This is a genomic window from Streptomyces sp. NPDC031274 (assembly GCF_055570235.1).
In genome coordinates this window covers 25,553-40,845 of record NZ_JBVIHP010000045.1, presented here as the reverse complement: position 1 = coordinate 40,845, position 15,293 = coordinate 25,553, and the positions used below count along the sequence as shown (strand labels likewise).

At 69.2% G+C, this 15,293-nt stretch carries 16 protein-coding genes; 12 read left to right on the top strand and 4 right to left on the bottom strand.

Annotated elements, in window-relative coordinates; genetic code table 11:
- Positions 1–151: 151 nt before the first annotated feature.
- The 3 genes from ACZ5CR_RS41835 to ACZ5CR_RS41825 are packed head-to-tail and all read right to left on the bottom strand — an operon-like array spanning position 152 to position 2,879.
- Complete coding sequence (locus ACZ5CR_RS41835) at positions 152–937, bottom strand: SDR family NAD(P)-dependent oxidoreductase (protein WP_468867898.1); 786 nt, start codon at positions 935–937, stop codon at positions 152–154.
- A gap of 55 nt (positions 938–992) precedes the next feature.
- The gene (locus ACZ5CR_RS41830; RefSeq protein ID WP_468867894.1) at positions 993–2,282 is read right to left on the bottom strand and encodes a cation:proton antiporter domain-containing protein; all 1,290 of its coding nucleotides are present in this window, start codon (positions 2,280–2,282) and stop codon (positions 993–995) included.
- A gap of 3 nt (positions 2,283–2,285) precedes the next feature.
- A complete protein-coding gene (locus ACZ5CR_RS41825; RefSeq protein ID WP_468867890.1) occupies positions 2,286–2,879 on the bottom strand; it encodes a cupin domain-containing protein in 594 nt (197 codons plus the stop codon).
- A gap of 285 nt (positions 2,880–3,164) precedes the next feature.
- Here ACZ5CR_RS41825 and ACZ5CR_RS41820 point away from each other — a divergent pair, with 285 nt between their 5' ends.
- From ACZ5CR_RS41820 to ACZ5CR_RS41800, 5 genes are all read left to right on the top strand, one after another.
- Entirely contained in the window at positions 3,165–4,733 is a 1,569-nt protein-coding gene (locus ACZ5CR_RS41820; RefSeq protein WP_468867905.1) for an acyl-CoA carboxylase subunit beta, read from the top strand.
- A gap of 32 nt (positions 4,734–4,765) precedes the next feature.
- Complete coding sequence (locus ACZ5CR_RS41815) at positions 4,766–5,209, top strand: cupin domain-containing protein (protein ID WP_468867888.1); 444 nt, start codon at positions 4,766–4,768, stop codon at positions 5,207–5,209.
- The gene (locus ACZ5CR_RS41810) at positions 5,206–6,480 is read left to right on the top strand and encodes a beta-ketoacyl-[acyl-carrier-protein] synthase family protein (protein WP_468867884.1); all 1,275 of its coding nucleotides are present in this window, start codon (positions 5,206–5,208) and stop codon (positions 6,478–6,480) included. The genes ACZ5CR_RS41815 and ACZ5CR_RS41810 overlap by 4 nt, the downstream gene beginning before the upstream one ends.
- A gap of 4 nt (positions 6,481–6,484) precedes the next feature.
- Positions 6,485–7,702: a ketosynthase chain-length factor gene (locus ACZ5CR_RS41805; protein WP_468867880.1), complete on the top strand. Its 1,218-nt coding sequence runs from the start codon at positions 6,485–6,487 to the stop codon at positions 7,700–7,702.
- A 310-nt stretch (positions 7,703–8,012) separates the two neighbouring features.
- Positions 8,013–8,495, top strand: a complete 483-nt coding sequence (locus ACZ5CR_RS41800; protein ID WP_468867903.1) for an SRPBCC family protein — start codon at positions 8,013–8,015, stop codon at positions 8,493–8,495.
- A 72-nt stretch (positions 8,496–8,567) separates the two neighbouring features.
- Here the strand turns inward: ACZ5CR_RS41800 and ACZ5CR_RS41795 are convergent, their stop codons facing one another.
- Positions 8,568–10,076 (bottom strand): FAD-binding oxidoreductase, encoded by a 1,509-nt coding sequence (locus ACZ5CR_RS41795; RefSeq protein ID WP_468867878.1) that lies wholly within the window; start codon positions 10,074–10,076, stop codon positions 8,568–8,570.
- 275 nt (positions 10,077–10,351) lie between these two features.
- Here ACZ5CR_RS41795 and ACZ5CR_RS41790 point away from each other — a divergent pair, with 275 nt between their 5' ends.
- From ACZ5CR_RS41790 to ACZ5CR_RS41760, 7 genes are all read left to right on the top strand, one after another.
- A complete protein-coding gene (locus tag ACZ5CR_RS41790; protein ID WP_468867875.1) occupies positions 10,352–10,672 on the top strand; it encodes a TcmI family type II polyketide cyclase in 321 nt (106 codons plus the stop codon).
- Entirely contained in the window at positions 10,660–10,863 is a 204-nt protein-coding gene (locus ACZ5CR_RS41785) for an acyl-CoA carboxylase epsilon subunit (protein ID WP_468867872.1), read from the top strand. Before ACZ5CR_RS41790 ends, ACZ5CR_RS41785 begins: the two co-directional genes overlap by 13 nt.
- The gene (locus tag ACZ5CR_RS41780) at positions 10,860–11,198 is read left to right on the top strand and encodes an antibiotic biosynthesis monooxygenase family protein (RefSeq protein ID WP_468867868.1); all 339 of its coding nucleotides are present in this window, start codon (positions 10,860–10,862) and stop codon (positions 11,196–11,198) included. The genes ACZ5CR_RS41785 and ACZ5CR_RS41780 overlap by 4 nt, the downstream gene beginning before the upstream one ends.
- Positions 11,195–11,530: an antibiotic biosynthesis monooxygenase family protein gene (locus ACZ5CR_RS41775; RefSeq protein ID WP_468867864.1), complete on the top strand. Its 336-nt coding sequence runs from the start codon at positions 11,195–11,197 to the stop codon at positions 11,528–11,530. The genes ACZ5CR_RS41780 and ACZ5CR_RS41775 overlap by 4 nt, the downstream gene beginning before the upstream one ends.
- 10 nt (positions 11,531–11,540) lie before the next feature.
- On the top strand, positions 11,541–12,722 hold the full coding sequence (locus ACZ5CR_RS41770) for an FAD-dependent monooxygenase (RefSeq protein WP_468867859.1): 1,182 nt from the start codon (positions 11,541–11,543) through the stop codon (positions 12,720–12,722).
- A 191-nt stretch (positions 12,723–12,913) separates the two neighbouring features.
- Positions 12,914–13,369 carry an anthrone oxygenase family protein gene (locus tag ACZ5CR_RS41765; protein WP_468867857.1) on the top strand — a complete coding sequence of 152 codons (456 nt, stop codon included), beginning with the start codon at positions 12,914–12,916 and terminating at the stop codon, positions 13,367–13,369.
- A 37-nt stretch (positions 13,370–13,406) separates the two neighbouring features.
- Complete coding sequence (locus tag ACZ5CR_RS41760; protein WP_468867853.1) at positions 13,407–15,188, top strand: acetyl/propionyl/methylcrotonyl-CoA carboxylase subunit alpha; 1,782 nt, start codon at positions 13,407–13,409, stop codon at positions 15,186–15,188.
- The last annotated feature ends 105 nt before the right edge of the window (positions 15,189–15,293 follow it).

Here is a 15,293-nt window from a genome sequence, read left to right as displayed (position 1 = left end):
CCCCCCCCCCCCCCCCCCCCCCCCCCCCCCCCCCCCCCCCCCCCCCCCCCCCCCCCCCCCCCCCCCCCCCCCCCCCCCCCCCCCCCCCCCCCCCCGACTCCATCCCCCGCACTCCGTGAACGGGACGTGCCGCAGCGGCTCTGTGCTGTGATCACACCCGGTACATGCGGCGCACCATCGCTTGCAGTGCGGGGCGCGGAGTCGCGCCCAGGAAGAACGGCTGCATCCGGTTCATGGCGCCGGGCGTGACGAACGCGCGCCCCTTCGCCACTGCCTTCAGAGCCGGTTCCACGATCTGCTCGGGTCGCAGCCAGGCGATCTTGGGCAGCCCAGCGGTGTCGAGCCCCGCGGCCTCGTGGAACTCGGTGCGGACCAGTCCGGTCCGCACCGTGGTGACGTGCACCCCGCTGCTGCGCGCCTCCATGTACAGACTCTCGCCGAAGGAGCCGAGGAACGCCTTGGACGCCCCGTACACAGCGGACTTCGGCATCGGCAGGCCCGCGACGATGGACGAGATGTTCAGGATGCCGCCGTGCCTGCGCTCGGTCATCTGCCCGAGCGCCGCATGGCTGAGGGCCACCGGAGCCATCAGGTTGACCCTGATCTGGTGGGCCTCGCGCTGACGGGACAGCTCCCGGAAGTATCCGGTCGAGCCGTAGCCGGCGCAGTTGACTAGCAGGTCGACCGCCCGGTCGCCGGGCTCGCCGACCCGCGCGGCCGCGGTCTCCAGGTCCGTCTCGTCGCCGAGGTCGAGCGCGAGGACATCGACCCGGACGTCGTAGGCGTCGGACAGCTTGACAGCGAGGTGCTTGAGCCTGGCCTCCCGGCGGGCGACGAGGGTCACGTCGGCGCCGGACCGTGCCAGTTGCTCGGCGAACTCCGCGCCGATACCACTGGATGCTCCGGTCACGAAGGCACTCTTGTACAGATAGGACATCTGGGTCTCCAGCGGGCCTGAGGTACAGGGGCAACTCGGCAGGGAACCACCGAGGTCACGGTGTGCGGGGCAACGCCGTCTCTGAGAGGGGCAGTTGGGCCGGGCCTCGCGCGTAGGACTTTCGCGGTACGAGCGGACCGGCCAGGGCCGTGGTGATCAGGGCCATCAGCACCATCATCGTGAACATCCGGTTGTCCAGAACGCCCATGCTCACCCCGGCGTTCAGGATGATCAGTTCGGTCAGGCCCCGGGTGTTCATCAGGACACCGATGGCTGTCGCTTCCTTCAAGGGCAAGCCCGCGACGAGCGCCGCCCCGGTCGCTCCGGCCAGCTTGCCGAAGCAGGCGACCAGGATGACGGCGACCAGTTCCAGGGCTCCGGCGCCGCCCAACTGCGTGATGTCCACGGAGAGTCCGGTGGTGATGAAGAAGATCGGCATGAGCAGCGTCGTGATGTGCTCGAAGGGGACGCTCACCGAGGATTTCAGCAACGTCAGCGACGAGCGCGGCATGATCAGACCGAACGTGAACGCGCCGAAGATCGCGTCGAGACCGATCCAGTGGGTGAAGAAGGCAGAGCCGAGGGCGCCCGCCGCGATGACGGGCAGCAGCCCCGGCGACACGACGTCGTTGCGGGTCATCGCCGTCACCAGACGGCGCAGCAAGGGGCGTACGACACCGGCGAGCGCGACGGTGTACAGGGCGGTTCCGCCGATGACCGTGTAGACGTGGCCCGATCCTGCGGACACCGCCACCACCGAGACGAAGGCGAGCATGCACCAGGCTAGGGCGTCCCCGACAGCGGCGCTGGCCAGGGCGAGGATGCCCACCCGGGTGTGCTGCAGACGGTGCTCCAGGATGATCCGGGCCAGCACGGGGAAGGCGGTGATGGCCATCGCCGTCCCCACGAACAGTACGAACGGCGTCTGCCCGATGTGCCGACCGTCGACCTGGTCGTGCTGGCCGTACAGCCAGGCGGCGAGCAGAGCACCGGTGCCGAACGGCACCACGATCGCCGAGAGGGAGATGCCGAGCACCGCGTTCTTGCGGGCCTTGACCTGCCGCAGATCGATCTCCCAGCCGATCAGGAACATGAACAGCAGGATGCCGATATGGGCGAGGGCGGCGAGTCCGGACCGCGTCTCAGGCGGGAAGAAGTGGTCCGGCAGGTTCCCCGGGAACAGGCCCAGGAGACTCGGCCCGAGTGCGATGCCCGCGAGGATCTCCGCGATCACCGGGGGTTGTCGCAGCCTCCGCAACAGCGGCACGAGCACCGAGCCGGCGACGAGGATGACCGAGACACCTGCGGCTGTCTCAGCAAGGATCGTGGCCGAGTCCTGGGCCATGTCCTACGCCCTTCCCGCGGGCGGACCGGCATGGCCGGGACCGCCCGGACCACCGGGAGGACCGCCTGGACCACCGGGGCCGCCGGGACGGCCGCCCGGACCACCGGGACCACCGGGACCACCGGCCGCGAGCGGACCCCGCTGCGGACGAAAGCCGATGACGTGGTGCTTCGTGGCCAGGGCCTGCATCCTGTCCCAGTCCGGCGGCCCCTGCCCGTCGATCAGCTGGCCGAGCTCCTCGAACCAGCTCTCCACCCCGCCGGGCGTGGCGATGCAGAGCATCTTGCTCGGCTTGTGCCAGGTGTTGACAAAGGCATGGCCTACACCGCGCGGACCGTACACGAGGCTTCCGGGTGTCGCTTTGTGCTTTTCGCCGTCGAGCTCGATCTCGTATTCGCCCTCGATGACGTAGAAGGACTCGTCGACGTCCTCGTGAATGTGCAGCGGCGGGCCCCCACCAGGGGGAGAGGTCACCTCGAAGAATGAATAGAGGCCGCCGGTGTCCTCGCCACGCAGGAGCCAGCGCCCCTGCTCACCCGCCCATTTGATGGGCTTGACGTCGTCCAGCTGGACGACGTGCCCACGTGTAGCCGTCATGGTCCGTCCCTTCCGTCAGGGCCATTCGATTGCGACGACGACGAGTATCGGAGCCCTCATAAGGCTTTCGATAAAGCCCTGATAATCAGCGGCGGAACCGTTCGGCTTTGCCTCCGCCTCACAAGAATTTTTCCGGGCCGCCGCAGACTCCGACCGAGGACCGGCCGACCGTGGCCGGGATCGGTCGAACGTGTCAGCGGGAGGAGCGTGAGTGGCGTGTCGGACACCGAGCGGCGTGGCACGGCCGTGAAGGAAGCAGGCGCAGGACAAGCAGAACAGCGGAACATTCCGGCCGGGCTGCCGGCCGAGGGCCTGGCCGACCGTGCCACGGAACTCGGCGTCATCAGGCAGCAAGTGGTGGAGGGACTCGACAAGGAGTCCGCGGTGCGCCAGCACCGTCTGGGCAAGTTGACCGCCCGGGAGCGCATCGGGCGGCTGCTCGACCCGGACTCGTTCCACGAGCTTGAGATGTTGCGCAGGCACCGCGCGACGGACTTCGGCATGGACGCCAAGCGCCCGTACACCGACGGCGTGATCACCGGATGGGGCACGATCGAGGGCCGCAAGGTCTTCGTCTACGCCCATGACTTCGGTATCTTCGGCGGCTCCCTGGGCGAGGCTCATGCTGCCAAGATCCACAAGGTGATGGACCTCGCGGAGAGCGCGGGCGCGCCACTGATCGGGCTCAACGACGGTGCCGGAGCCCGGATCCAGGAGGGCGTCATGGCCCTCGCAGGCTACGGCGGCATCTTCCGGCGCAATGTCCGGTCATCGGGTGTGATTCCGCAGATCAGCGTGATGCTCGGGCCGTGTGCGGGCGGCGCGGCCTACTCGCCCGCACTCACCGACTTCGTCCTGATGGTGCGCGAGACGGCCAGCATGTATGTGACGGGCCCCGATGTGATCAAGGCCGTCACCGGAGAGGAGATCGACTTCGAAGGGCTCGGCGGTGCGGACGTGCACGCCAAGTCCGGGCAGGCGACATCCGTTCACGCCGATGAGGACGACGCGTTCGAGGCGCTGCGCTGGCTCATGTCGTTCCTGCCGCAGAACAACCGCGAGTTCCCTCCGCAGGAGGAGAGCGATGACCCGGTGGACCGGTCCTGTGACGGCCTGGTCGACATCGTGCCGCCCTCCCCCAACCAGCCGTACGACGTGCGGCTCGTGATCGAGGAGATCGTCGACCACGGCGAGTTCCTCGAACTGCAGGAGGCCTGGGCCGGCAACATCGTCATCGGTCTGGCCCGGATCGGCGGCCAGGTCATCGGCGTGATCGCCAACCAGCCGTTGGTCCTCGCGGGCGTCCTTGACATCGAGGCGTCGCAGAAGGCGGCCCGGTTCATCCGATTCTGCGACTCGTTCAACATTCCGTTGGTGACACTCGTGGACGTGCCTGGCTTCCTGCCGGGCGTCGACCAGGAGCACAACGCGATCATCCGCAACGGTGCCAAGCTCCTGTACGCGTACTGCGAGGCGACGGTGCCCCGCATCCAGGTGCTGATGCGCAAGGCGTACGGCGGCGCCTACATCGTCATGGACTCGCGTTCCATCGGCACCGACCTGTCCTATGCCTGGCCCTCCAACGAGGTGGCCGTGATGGGTGCGGAGGCGGCGACCAACGTGATCCACCGACGCGCCATCCTCGCGGCCGATGACCCGGGGCAGGCCAGGGAGCGGCTGGTCGAGGAGTACCAGCGCACCCTGATGCACCCCTACTACGGGGCCGAGCGCGGGCTCGTCGACGACGTCATCGATCCACGCGAAACCCGGTCTGCGATCTACGAGGGGCTGCAGATGCTCCGCTCGAAACGCGTCGACCTGCCCCGACGCAAGCACGGCAACTCACCGCTGTGACCGGCCCCCGACACCCAGAGGAGACACCTTTCATGCGTCACGAGATCACCGGCGCCCCGCGTCCCGCCTTCCGCAAGGTCACCTTGGACGAGGTGCCCGTCAACCGGCACCGTGGCGGCACACTGCGCACGCTGCTCGGCCCCGGCAACACCGGCGCCACCAGTGGTTTCATGGGTCACGCCCGGCTGGAGCCCGGCGAGTTCATCAGCGAGCACTTCCACCCGTACTCCGAGGAGTTCATCTACGTGCTCTCCGGACGGGTCGTCGTCCGGCTCGACGGCGAGGAGATCGAGATCGGCGGTCAGGAGGGCATCCTGGTCCCGATCGACGTCCGCCACCGTCTGGAGAATCGCGGCGGCGAGGCGGTGGAACTCATCTACCAGCTCGGCCCGTTGGCACCCCGGCCCGACCTCGGGCACGTGGACACCGAAGCAGTGCCCCACCCGGAGTTCACCCCCGCCGGAGAGCCTCGATGAGCGAGTGGGGAGCGCTCGTCACCGGCATCGGGGTGGTGGCCCCCGGCGCCGTCGGCCGGGAGGCCTACTGGGATCTGCTCACGGCGGGCCGCACCGCGACGCGGGGCATCACGCTGTTCGACCCCACCGGGTTCCAGTCCCGGATCGCGGCAGAGGTCGACTTCGACGCCGCGGCATCGGGTCTGACTCCGCACGAGATCGAACGCATGGACCGGGCGGCCCAGTTCGCGGTCGTGGCCACGCATGAGGCGCTCGCGAACGCCGGTCTCGTGCCGGAGCAGGCCGACCCGGAACGCATGGGCGTCAGCATCGGCAGCGCGGTCGGCTGCACCACCCGGCTCGAGGACGAGTACGTGGTGGTCAGCGACGGCGGCAAGAACTGGGAGGTCTCCCCCGAGCTGGCCACCGATCACCTGTACCGCGCGCTGATCCCCAGCACGCTCGCCGTGGAAGTCGCGTGGGCAGCGGGCGCCGAGGGACCATCGACGGTCGTGTCCACCGGCTGCACCTCCGGCCTGGACGCGGTGGCGCACGGCGTCCAGCTCATCTCGGAGGGCTCAGCGGATGTGGTGATCGCCGGCGCGACCGACGCGCCGATCTCGCCGATCACCGTGGCCTGTTTCGACGCGATCGGCGCCACGTCACGCAACAACGGCGACGCCGCCCACGCCTCGCGGCCCTTCCACAAGGAGCGCGACGGATTCGTGCTCGGCGAGGGCTCGGCCGTCCTCGTCCTGGAGAGCCGTGAGCACGCGGCCCGCCGGGGCGCCCACGCCTATGCCGACATCATCGGGTTCGCCCAGCGCAGCAACGCGTACCACATGACCGGTCTCAAGCCGGACGGGCTCGACATGGCCGAAGCCATCGACGTCGCCATGCGCAGGGCCGGCATCACGCCCGACATGATCAGTTACGTCAACGCGCACGGTTCGGGCACGGCCCAGAACGACCGCCACGAGACGGCCGCGTTGAAGAAGTCCATGGGCGAGGCGGCTTACGGCGTCCCGATCAGCTCCATCAAGTCGATGATCGGACATTCGTTGGGTGCCATCGGCGCGCTGGAGGTCGCCGCCTGCGCGCTGGCGATCGAGCACGACATGGTGCCGCCCACCGCCAATCTGCACGAGCAGGACCCGGCACTCGACCTCGACTACGTGCCGCTGACCGCTCGCAAGAACGTCAACGACATCGTGCTGAGCGTGGGCAGCGGATTCGGCGGCTTCCAGTCGGCGATGCTGCTGGCCAGGCCCGGTCGGGGAAGCGGGAAGTGACGCGATGACCAACAACCGTCGCACCGTGTTCAGTGGTGTGTCAGTAATCGCCCCCAACGGCTCCACCACCAAGGAGTTCTGGGACGCGACACTCAACGGCGTCAGCGGAATCGGCCCTGTGCAGTCCTTCGACGTGTCCGGCTACCCGGTCCATGTGGCCGGAGAAGTCGACGACTTCGTCCCGCGTGATGTGGTCGACGGCCGGATCATGGTGCAGACGGACCGGTGGACGCAGTTCGGCCTGGTGGCCGCCGGGCGTGCGCTGGAGGACGCGGGCATCGACCCTCGGCAGCTCGGCGAGTACGACATGTCGGTGATCACCGCGACCTCGTCGGGCGGCAACGAGTTCGGGCAGCGGGAAATCCAGAAGCTGTGGGACAAAGGCTCGCGCTTCGTCGGCCCCTACCAGTCCATCGCCTGGTTCTATGCGGCAACCACCGGTCAGATCTCCATCCGGCACGGCATGAAGGGCGCCTGCGGTGTTCTGGTCGGCGAGCAGGCCGGTGGCCTCGATGCGCTGGGCCAGGCCCGCCGGGCCCTGCACGAGGACGCCTCGGTGGTGGTGAGCGGCGGGACCGACGCGCCGCTCGGCCCCTACGCCTTGGCCTGCCACACCTCCGCCCACCTCATGACGGCCAGCCGGGACGCGGGCGCCTACCGGCCCTTCGACACCGAGGCCGACGGGTACGTGGCCGGGGAGGGCGGGGCGATCTTCATCGTCGAGCCCGAGGACACCTGGCAGGGGCGCGGCGCCGAGCAGGGATACGGAGTGCTCGCCGGCTACTCGGCGACCTTCGACCCGCGCCCCGGTTCCGGCCGGGAGCCCGGTCTGCGCCGTGCGATCGTGCAGGCGCTCGCCGACGCGCGGGTCGCCCCGTCCGAGGTCGACGTGGTCTTCGCCGACGGGCTCGGGGTGCCTGCGGCCGACCGTGCCGAGGCGGAGGCGATCAGCGCCGTGTTCGGTGAGTGCGGTGTGCCGGTGACCGTCCCCAAGTGCCTGGTCGGCCGGTTGCACGCGGGCGGTGCTCCGCTCGATGTGGCGATGGCGCTGCTGTCGATCCGTGACTCCGTCGTCCCGGGCACCCCGGGCCTGACCACACTCGCCCCCGGCATCGGCCTGGACATCGTCCGCGAGACGCGCGAGGCGCCGGTGCGCACCGCGCTGGTACTGGCCCGCGGATTCGAAGGCTTCAACGCGGCCGTCGTCATCAAGTCCCTTTAGCTTTCGTGGATTCGACGGCCGTCATTCAGCACCGACCCAGATGAGCAATTCAGAGAAGGAAGGCACCGACGTGACCACCTCCGTGATCACCCTTGACGAGTACGCCGAGCTGATCAACCGCGCCTCCGGCGCGGGCATCGCCGCCGAGGATCTGCTCGACCCCTCCGTCGCCTTCGAGGCACTCGGCGTCGACTCGCTGGGCGGCCTGGGCGTCGTCTCCGAGCTGGAGCTGCGCCTCGGCCTGGGCCCGGACAGCGGTGCCGACGGCACCAAGTCCCCGTTCGAGCTCCTGCTCGGCATCAACCGGCGCATGGTGGACGAGGGACTCCTGCAAGAGGGCCACACCGAGCAGAGCATCGTCATCGACGCCTCGTACGACGAGGTGTGGCGGCAGACGAACGACGTCGCCGCCTGGCCCGGTCTTTTCAGCGAGTACGCACAGGCCGAGATCCTGAAGACCTCCGGCGACACGGTCACCTTCCGGCTCAGCATGCATCCCGACGAGAACGGCACGGTGTGGAGCTGGGTCTCGGAGCGGACCATGGACCGGGAGGCCGGCACGGTGCACGCACACCGCGTGGAGAGGGGGCCGTTCGAGTTCATGAACATCGCCTGGACCTACCGCGAGGTCGAGGGCGGCACCGAGATGCGCTGGGTCCAGGACTTCCGGATGAAGGCCCAGGCCCCGGTGGACACCGCCGCGATGACGGCCCGCATCAGCACCAACTCCGCACTCCAGCTGGCCTTGATACGCGGACGCGTCCAGGAGCGCGCCCGGCTCGCCGCCGTGTGACGCCGAGCGCCGGATGAACGAAAGGGCCTCCCTTCGGCAGGGAGGCCCTTTGCTCAGCCGGTGCTTCTTTGCTCAGCCGACGCTCTGCTCGAAACGGAACAACCGGTGGGGGTCGTACACACGCTTGACCGCGACGAGCCGGTCGTAGTTCTCCGCGTAGTAGGCGGCGCGCCAGTTCCGCAGCCGGGGGTCGATGAAGTTCTGGTACGTCTCACCGTTGGAGTGCGGGTCCAGGACGCCGAAGCCCGTGTCGGTCCACTGTCTCGCGGCGTCCTTGTCAGAGGCGTCCGCCGGGCCGGCCCCGATCACCCCGAGGAAGCTCGCGCTGAACACGGCGTCACGGTGCACATAGGCGGTGGCGCCGCGCGCCAGATCGCCGACCGCCCCGCCCAGCGCGCCGACTTGCAGCAGGTGGCGCTGGCCGGGAACACGCACAGCTTCGAAACAGCCGACCGCCTCCTCCCACATGCCGCGCGTCGGCGGCCGGTCGAAGAGCCGGCTGCGCTCGCTGGCGAAGGCGGCCCTCGGTAGCTTCGCCTCGGGTCCCGAGCCGGCGCGATGGCACTGCGGCACGGTGTAGTCACCGCAGCCGTAAAGGTTCTTCATCGCGGTGAGATACGGCGCCGTGGCACTCTGCCGCGTGGCGGGCGCCGTGCCGACGGCGGATATCAGCCGGTCCACCTCGGCGTCGAGCAACTCCGCTCCGCCCGTCGAGCTCAGCAGGACGGAGACGACGGGGGCGGTGCCCGGGGACGCGTCGGGCAGCGCGACGACCGCGGAGCCGCCGAGTGCACGCGGCGCGTCACCGATCCAGTGCGCCCAGGCGTCAAGCACGTCGACGGCTGCGTCGAACCCCCACACCAAGGTGGCACTGGAGAGTTCCCGGATCCGCGTCGGGGCGATCTCGTACGCGGTGACGATGCCGAAGTTGCCACCGCCGCCCCCGCGCAGCGCCCAGTACAGGTCGCTGTGCCGCTCGGGCGAGGCACGTACGGTCCGCCCGTCGGCGAGCACCACACGCGCGGCCCGCACTGTGTCGCTGGAGATACCGGCGGACCGGGTGAGCAGGCCTGTGCCGCCGCCCTGGAGGAAACCGCCGAGAGCGACCGTGGGACAGAAGCCACCCGACACGGCAAGGCCGTGCGGAGCAAGCCCGGCGGTCGCGTCCACCAGCTGGGTCCCGGCTCCCATGACGACGTACTTTTCCTTCACCGAGAGGGAGTTGAGCCGCGACACATCGATCACGAGACCGGTGGTGGTGGAGTATCCGGCGGCGCTGTGGCCGCCGCTGCGGGCGGCGATCGGCACCTGCTCGTCCTGGGCGAAGACCAGGCACAGGGCCACGTCTGCGGCGCTCTCGCAGTAGGCGATGGCCGCCGGTGCCATCGCATCGAACTCGCCGCTGCTGAGCTGTTTCGCGACCGGATACTCACGGTCGGCGGGAAGGACGAGCCGTCCCGTCAGATGAGTGCGCAGCCGTTCCCAGTGTGCCGTTCGGGGCGCACGCGCCGAGGCCCGGCCCGGCACGGAGCCGAGCGAACCCGCGGAGAACGCGAGCGCACCACCCCCCACGCCGCTCACGAATGATCTTCGACTGATCATGCTGACGCCTTCCTGGCAGGGACGGGCATGAGGGGGCTGCCGTCGGCGGGGGAACACGACGGCAGCCCCGTGTCAGATTAGCGCAAAAGATTAGCCAGCACACTAACTATTTTTCCGCCCGGATCCCCCCTCTCGACCGCAGCCGCGCCCCCGCCTCAGGCCGTTTGCACCGCCCTGATAGCCGCTTTATCCGTTCCGACCAGGATGTGCTGACAGCAGTCGTGGACCGATTCACGGCAGAGGAAGGAGCACTCATGCAGTACACCCTGATCGTCGCGCGCATGGCGCCCGAGGACGCCGGCCGTGTCGCCGACGTCTGGTCCGATTCGGACGCCACCGAACTCCCGCACCTGGTGGGTGTCAAGCACCGCCGGCTCTTTCAGTTCCAGGGCCTGTACTTCCAGTTGATCGGCTCCGACGGGCAGCTCGGCAGTCGCATCGAGGAGGTGCGCGGGCACCACCTCTTTCAGGACGTCAACGAGAAGCTCAAGCCGCACATCTCCGCGTACGACCCGCTGACCTGGCGGGGTCCTGCCGATGCGATGGCGAAGGAGTTCTACTCGTGGAACGCGTGACCGAGACCCCCGGCGTGGTACGGATCGAGCGCGGGGCACCCGACGCGCACGAGACGGCCGCGCTGCTCGCCCTGCTCACCGCACAGCTCTCCGCACGGCTCGGCATCAGCGACGAGCCGGAACGCCCGGTGCCGCTCCCCACCTGGCAGCCGTTCACCGGCCACAGCCAGGGCGGTTGGGAGCACGCATGATCCGTACCGTTCTCAACATGAAGGTGCGCGAGGGCTGCGCCGCGGCATTCGAGCGCACCTGGCTGGATGCCGCCAAGGTGGCCGGCGACTACCCCGGCTCCCTCGGCCAGACCATGCTGCGCTCCCCCGAAGACTCGCTGCAGTACACGATCACGGCCGACTGGGCCTCACGCGAGAGCCTCAAGGCCTATCAACTCAGCGAGGACCGGCAGACGTTGTCCGCCACCCTCGACCAACTGCGCGAGTCGGCGACCAAGTCGCTCCTCGAGATCGTCGCGCATGTCAGCCCTCCCACCGCCCCCGCACCTCCGACGAAAGGCACGGTCCTGACATGACCATCCGCGTCATCATGGCTGCCACCATCAAGCCCGAGGACTTCGAGGACTTCGAGAAGGCCTACATCGACGTCACCAGCAAGGTCCGCGGCACGCCCGGCCACATACGGGACGCACTGCTGCGCGACGCCGCGGACCCGACGAAGTACTCCCTAATCGCCGAGTGGGAGGACGAGGAGCGGTTCCGCGCCTGGGCGGACGACCCGGAGCACATGCGCCAGTCGGCCGCGATGTACCCGTTCTGGGCCGACAGCTTCCAGCGCTCCATCTACGAGGTCCGCGCCACGCTGGAGTCGTACGAGACGCCGCGCTCCGCGCCCGCGGCCGGTTGAGGGGACAGCTATGCCCGTCCAGAAAGCCGTGGTGATCGGCGCGGGAATCGGCGGACTCACCGCGGCGATCGGCCTGCGGCAGGCCGGAATCGATGTCAAGGTGTTCGAGCGGCGGACCGAACCGAGCCGGCTGCTGACCGGCGGCGGCTTCATGCTCTGGCACAACGCCTTCGTCGCCCTGCAGAAGTTGGGTCTCGACGACCGTGTGAGCAAGGTCAGCTCAGAGATCCTCCACCACGAGTTCCGGTCCGCGAACGGCCGTACGCTGGCCCGCTGGGCGATCGGACCCGAAGCCGCCCGGATCGGCGCGCCCGCCGTGGCGCTGCGCCGGTCCGATCTGAATTCCCTCCTCCTGGAGGAGGCCGGCGACTGCGTGGTGATGGGGTCGCACTGCACGGGGTTCGAGCAGGACGCCGACGGGGTCACGGCCCATTTCGCCGACGGCTCCGTGGAGCGCGCCGACGTGCTGATCGGCGCGGACGGCATGCGCTCCGCTGTCCGCAGCACCTTGCGCAACGGCCATGACCTGCCGCCCCGTTACGCCGGCTACACCGCCTGGCAGGCGATCGCCGAGCTGCCGGGCGAGGACATCGTGCCCAGCGGCACGTTCTTCAACCTGTGGGGCAAGGGCGGCCTGCGCTTCCTGTACTGCCGACTCAACGAGAACGAGGTCTACTGGGACGCCATCACATCCGACGAGGCGAGCACCGCCTTCGACATGTTCCGAAAGAACAAGCGGGACGTGATGTGCGAAACGTACGCGTCCTGGCAGGACCCCATCCCGCAGATCCTGGCGGCCACCGGCAATGACGCCATCCTGCCCATCGACATCGCGGACCGCCCGCCGACGCGCGACCGGGCGTGGAGCCATGGTCGGGTCGTACTGCTCGGCGACGCGGCACACGCCATGACGCTGAACCTCAGCCAGGGCGCCGGACAAGCCATCGAGGACGGAGTCGTCCTGTCCGGGCTGCTCGCGCGTGAGCCCGACCTCGGCCGGGCCGTGACACGGTACGAGGAACTGCGCAGGGAACGGGTCGACTCGATGGTGCGCGGCGCCTACCGCATCGGTGAACTCGGCAAATGGAAGAGCGGGGTGGCGTGCGGGGCGCGCGATCTGTTCATGCGCGCCTTCTTCGGCACCTTCGCCAAGAAGGGCACGTACCGCCTGATGATGAATTTCGACTACTGACGCCCCGGGAGCGGGACGGCTCTCTCTCGCCCCGGCGGGCCAGTCGTCCAGCCGCTGCTGCCCCTTGGCTGTTCAGGCAGCAGCGGGTGGACGAACTCCCCTGCCACACAGGGAAGTTCACGGCGCCATTGCGCCTGGTCGTGATCCACCACTCAAGTCATTCGAAGACTCGACCTAGGAGCCGATCCCTCATGCTCGTCCACCTCCTGGCCGCGTTGCTCGTCCTGCTGAGCGGTGCTCTGGCGGGAGTCCTCGTCGCCGTTCATATCGCGGTGGTGCCCATGCTGGCCGATCTGCCGGGCGATCGGTACGTCCAGATCCACCGCTCCCTGGACCCCCGGTTCGACCCGCTCATGCCCACCGTCGACAAAATCGCGCTCGGCATCGGCCTGGTGCTGATCGTGCTGGCACCGGGGTGGGACGCAAAGATCGCCTTCGCCGCCGCCGAGGCCGGGCTGATCGGCGTCGCGCTCGTCTCCGAGCTGTCGAACGTACGAATAAACCGGTCCATCGACACCTGGGTGGCGGAGGGACTTCCGCAGGGCTGGTCCGAGACCCGTACTCGATGGGCGCGCTCCAACCGTGGCCGCACCTGGATCGCCCTGGCGGGATTCGCCGCGGCGATCGTCGGCATGTGTCTGGTCTGAATCGGAGTCGCGCCACCCCATCACAGGAGCTCATCGCATGCAGAAGGTACTCATAGCCAACCGGGGCGAGATCGCGGTGCGCGTCATCCGCGCCTGCCGGGACGCGGGGCTGCGCTCAGTCGCGGTCTACGCGGACCAGGACAGGGAGGCCCCGCACGTCCGGCTCGCCGACGAGGCGTTCGCGCTGCACGGCAGCACGGCCGGGCAGACCTATCTCGACGCAGGAAAGCTACTGGACAGGGCGGCCGAGGCGGGTGCGGACGCCATCCACCCGGGCTACGGCTTCCTCTCCGAGGACGCCGTATTCGCGCGGGCCGTGCTCGACGCGGGACTGACCTGGATCGGCCCGCCCCCCTCAGCGATCGAGCGGCTCGGTGACAAGGTCGCCGCCCGAGAGATCGCCCGCCGCGTGAACGCCCCGCTGGCTCCGGGCACCGACCGGCCGGTGTCCGGTCCCGACGAGGTCCTCGACTTCGCCGACCGGCACGGGCTTCCGCTGGCCATCAAGGCGGTGGGCGGAGGCGGCGGACGGGGCCTCAAGGTGGCCCGCACACGGGAGGAGATTCCCGAACTCCTCGAATCCGCCTCGCGCGAGGCGGCCGCCGCCTTCGGACGGGGCGACTGCTTCATCGAGAAATACCTCGACCGGGCCCGGCACGTGGAGACGCAGTGCCTGGCGGACAGCCAGGGCCACGTGGTGGTGGTGTCGACCCGTGACTGCTCGGTGCAGCGGCGGCACCAGAAGCTCGTCGAGGAGGCGCCCGCACCCTTCTTGACGGCCGCTCAAGAACAGGAGCTCCGTGCCGCGTCGAAGGCCGTCCTCGCCGAGGCGGGCTATGTGGGCGCCGGTACCTGCGAGTTCCTCCTTGGCGAGGACGGCACCCTGTCCTTCCTCGAGGTCAACACCCGTCTGCAGGTGGAGCATCCGGTCACCGAGGAGATCACCGGGATCGATCTGGTGCAGGAGCAGTTCCGCCTCGCGGCGGGCGAGGAGCTGGGCTACGACGACCCCCCTCACCGCGGTCACAGCATCGAGTTCCGGATAAACGGCGAGGACGTCGGCCGCGGCTTCCTGCCGACACCGGGCACCGTGACCCGCTGGCTCATTCCCACGGGCCCCGGCATACGGGTGGACACCGGCATCGTGGAGGGTGCTGTCGTCGACGGGGCCTTCGACTCCATGCTCGCCAAGCTCATCATCACCGGCGCCGACCGCCCCCAGGCCCTCGCCCGGGCCCGGCGCGCCCTCGCGGAGTTCGAGGTCGCGGGTGTCCCCACCACACTCCCGCTGGCCCAAGCCCTCCTGAACACAGCGGAGTTCACGGCGGTCGACCCCACAGTCGGCTTCGCCGTGCACACGCGGTGGCTGGAGTCGGAATCCGTCATCCGCATCGATCCGTGGCAGAGCCAGGAGCCGGACGAGGCGGCCGAGTCACCCGAGCGCCTGTCCTACACCGTCGAGGTGGCAGGGCGGCGGCTGGAAGTGGCCCTGCCCGGGGCACTGATGGCCACCCGGCAGACACCTGCCGCCAAAGCCGGGGGGCGAGCCGGCGGGCAGCGCAGACCCCGTTCGGCGCCGGTCACCGCCGCGGCCGAGGCGGCAGCACTGACCAGTCCCATGGTCGGCACTGTGGTCAAGATCGCCGCCGACGAGGGCGCGGAGGTCACCGAGGGGGACGTCCTGTTCGTCATCGAGGCGATGAAGATGGAGCAGCCCATCAAGGCCCACCGCACGGGTGTGGTGCACAAGGTCGCGGTGGCTGCGGGCGCTGGCGTCTCAAGAGGTGCGCCCCTGTGCGAGATACGCTCGGCGGCATGACACGACGAGGGGGGGGAGCCCCACAACGAGGGGGGGGGGCATGGCGGTTTCTGGGTGGACTGGGAGAGAACACTCCAACAGGGCAAGACAGAACAAACAAGCGCC

Bases quoted from the DNA above. Each gene is read 5' to 3' on its own strand.
- ACZ5CR_RS41835 (WP_468867898.1), bottom strand. From the start codon at position 937: ATGTCCTATCTGTACAAGAGTGCCTTCGTGACCGGAGCATCCAGTGGT.
- ACZ5CR_RS41830 (WP_468867894.1), bottom strand. From the start codon at position 2,282: ATGGCCCAGGACTCGGCCACGATCCTTGCTGAGACAGCCGCAGGTGTC.
- ACZ5CR_RS41825 (WP_468867890.1), bottom strand. From the start codon at position 2,879: ATGACGGCTACACGTGGGCACGTCGTCCAGCTGGACGACGTCAAGCCC.
- ACZ5CR_RS41815 (WP_468867888.1), top strand. From the start codon at position 4,766: ATGCGTCACGAGATCACCGGCGCCCCGCGTCCCGCCTTCCGCAAGGTC.
- ACZ5CR_RS41810 (WP_468867884.1), top strand. From the start codon at position 5,206: ATGAGCGAGTGGGGAGCGCTCGTCACCGGCATCGGGGTGGTGGCCCCC.
- ACZ5CR_RS41805 (WP_468867880.1), top strand. From the start codon at position 6,485: ATGACCAACAACCGTCGCACCGTGTTCAGTGGTGTGTCAGTAATCGCC.
- ACZ5CR_RS41800 (WP_468867903.1), top strand. From the start codon at position 8,013: ATGGTGGACGAGGGACTCCTGCAAGAGGGCCACACCGAGCAGAGCATC.
- ACZ5CR_RS41790 (WP_468867875.1), top strand. From the start codon at position 10,352: ATGCAGTACACCCTGATCGTCGCGCGCATGGCGCCCGAGGACGCCGGC.
- ACZ5CR_RS41780 (WP_468867868.1), top strand. From the start codon at position 10,860: ATGATCCGTACCGTTCTCAACATGAAGGTGCGCGAGGGCTGCGCCGCG.
- ACZ5CR_RS41775 (WP_468867864.1), top strand. From the start codon at position 11,195: ATGACCATCCGCGTCATCATGGCTGCCACCATCAAGCCCGAGGACTTC.
- ACZ5CR_RS41770 (WP_468867859.1), top strand. From the start codon at position 11,541: ATGCCCGTCCAGAAAGCCGTGGTGATCGGCGCGGGAATCGGCGGACTC.
- ACZ5CR_RS41765 (WP_468867857.1), top strand. From the start codon at position 12,914: ATGCTCGTCCACCTCCTGGCCGCGTTGCTCGTCCTGCTGAGCGGTGCT.
- ACZ5CR_RS41760 (WP_468867853.1), top strand. From the start codon at position 13,407: ATGCAGAAGGTACTCATAGCCAACCGGGGCGAGATCGCGGTGCGCGTC.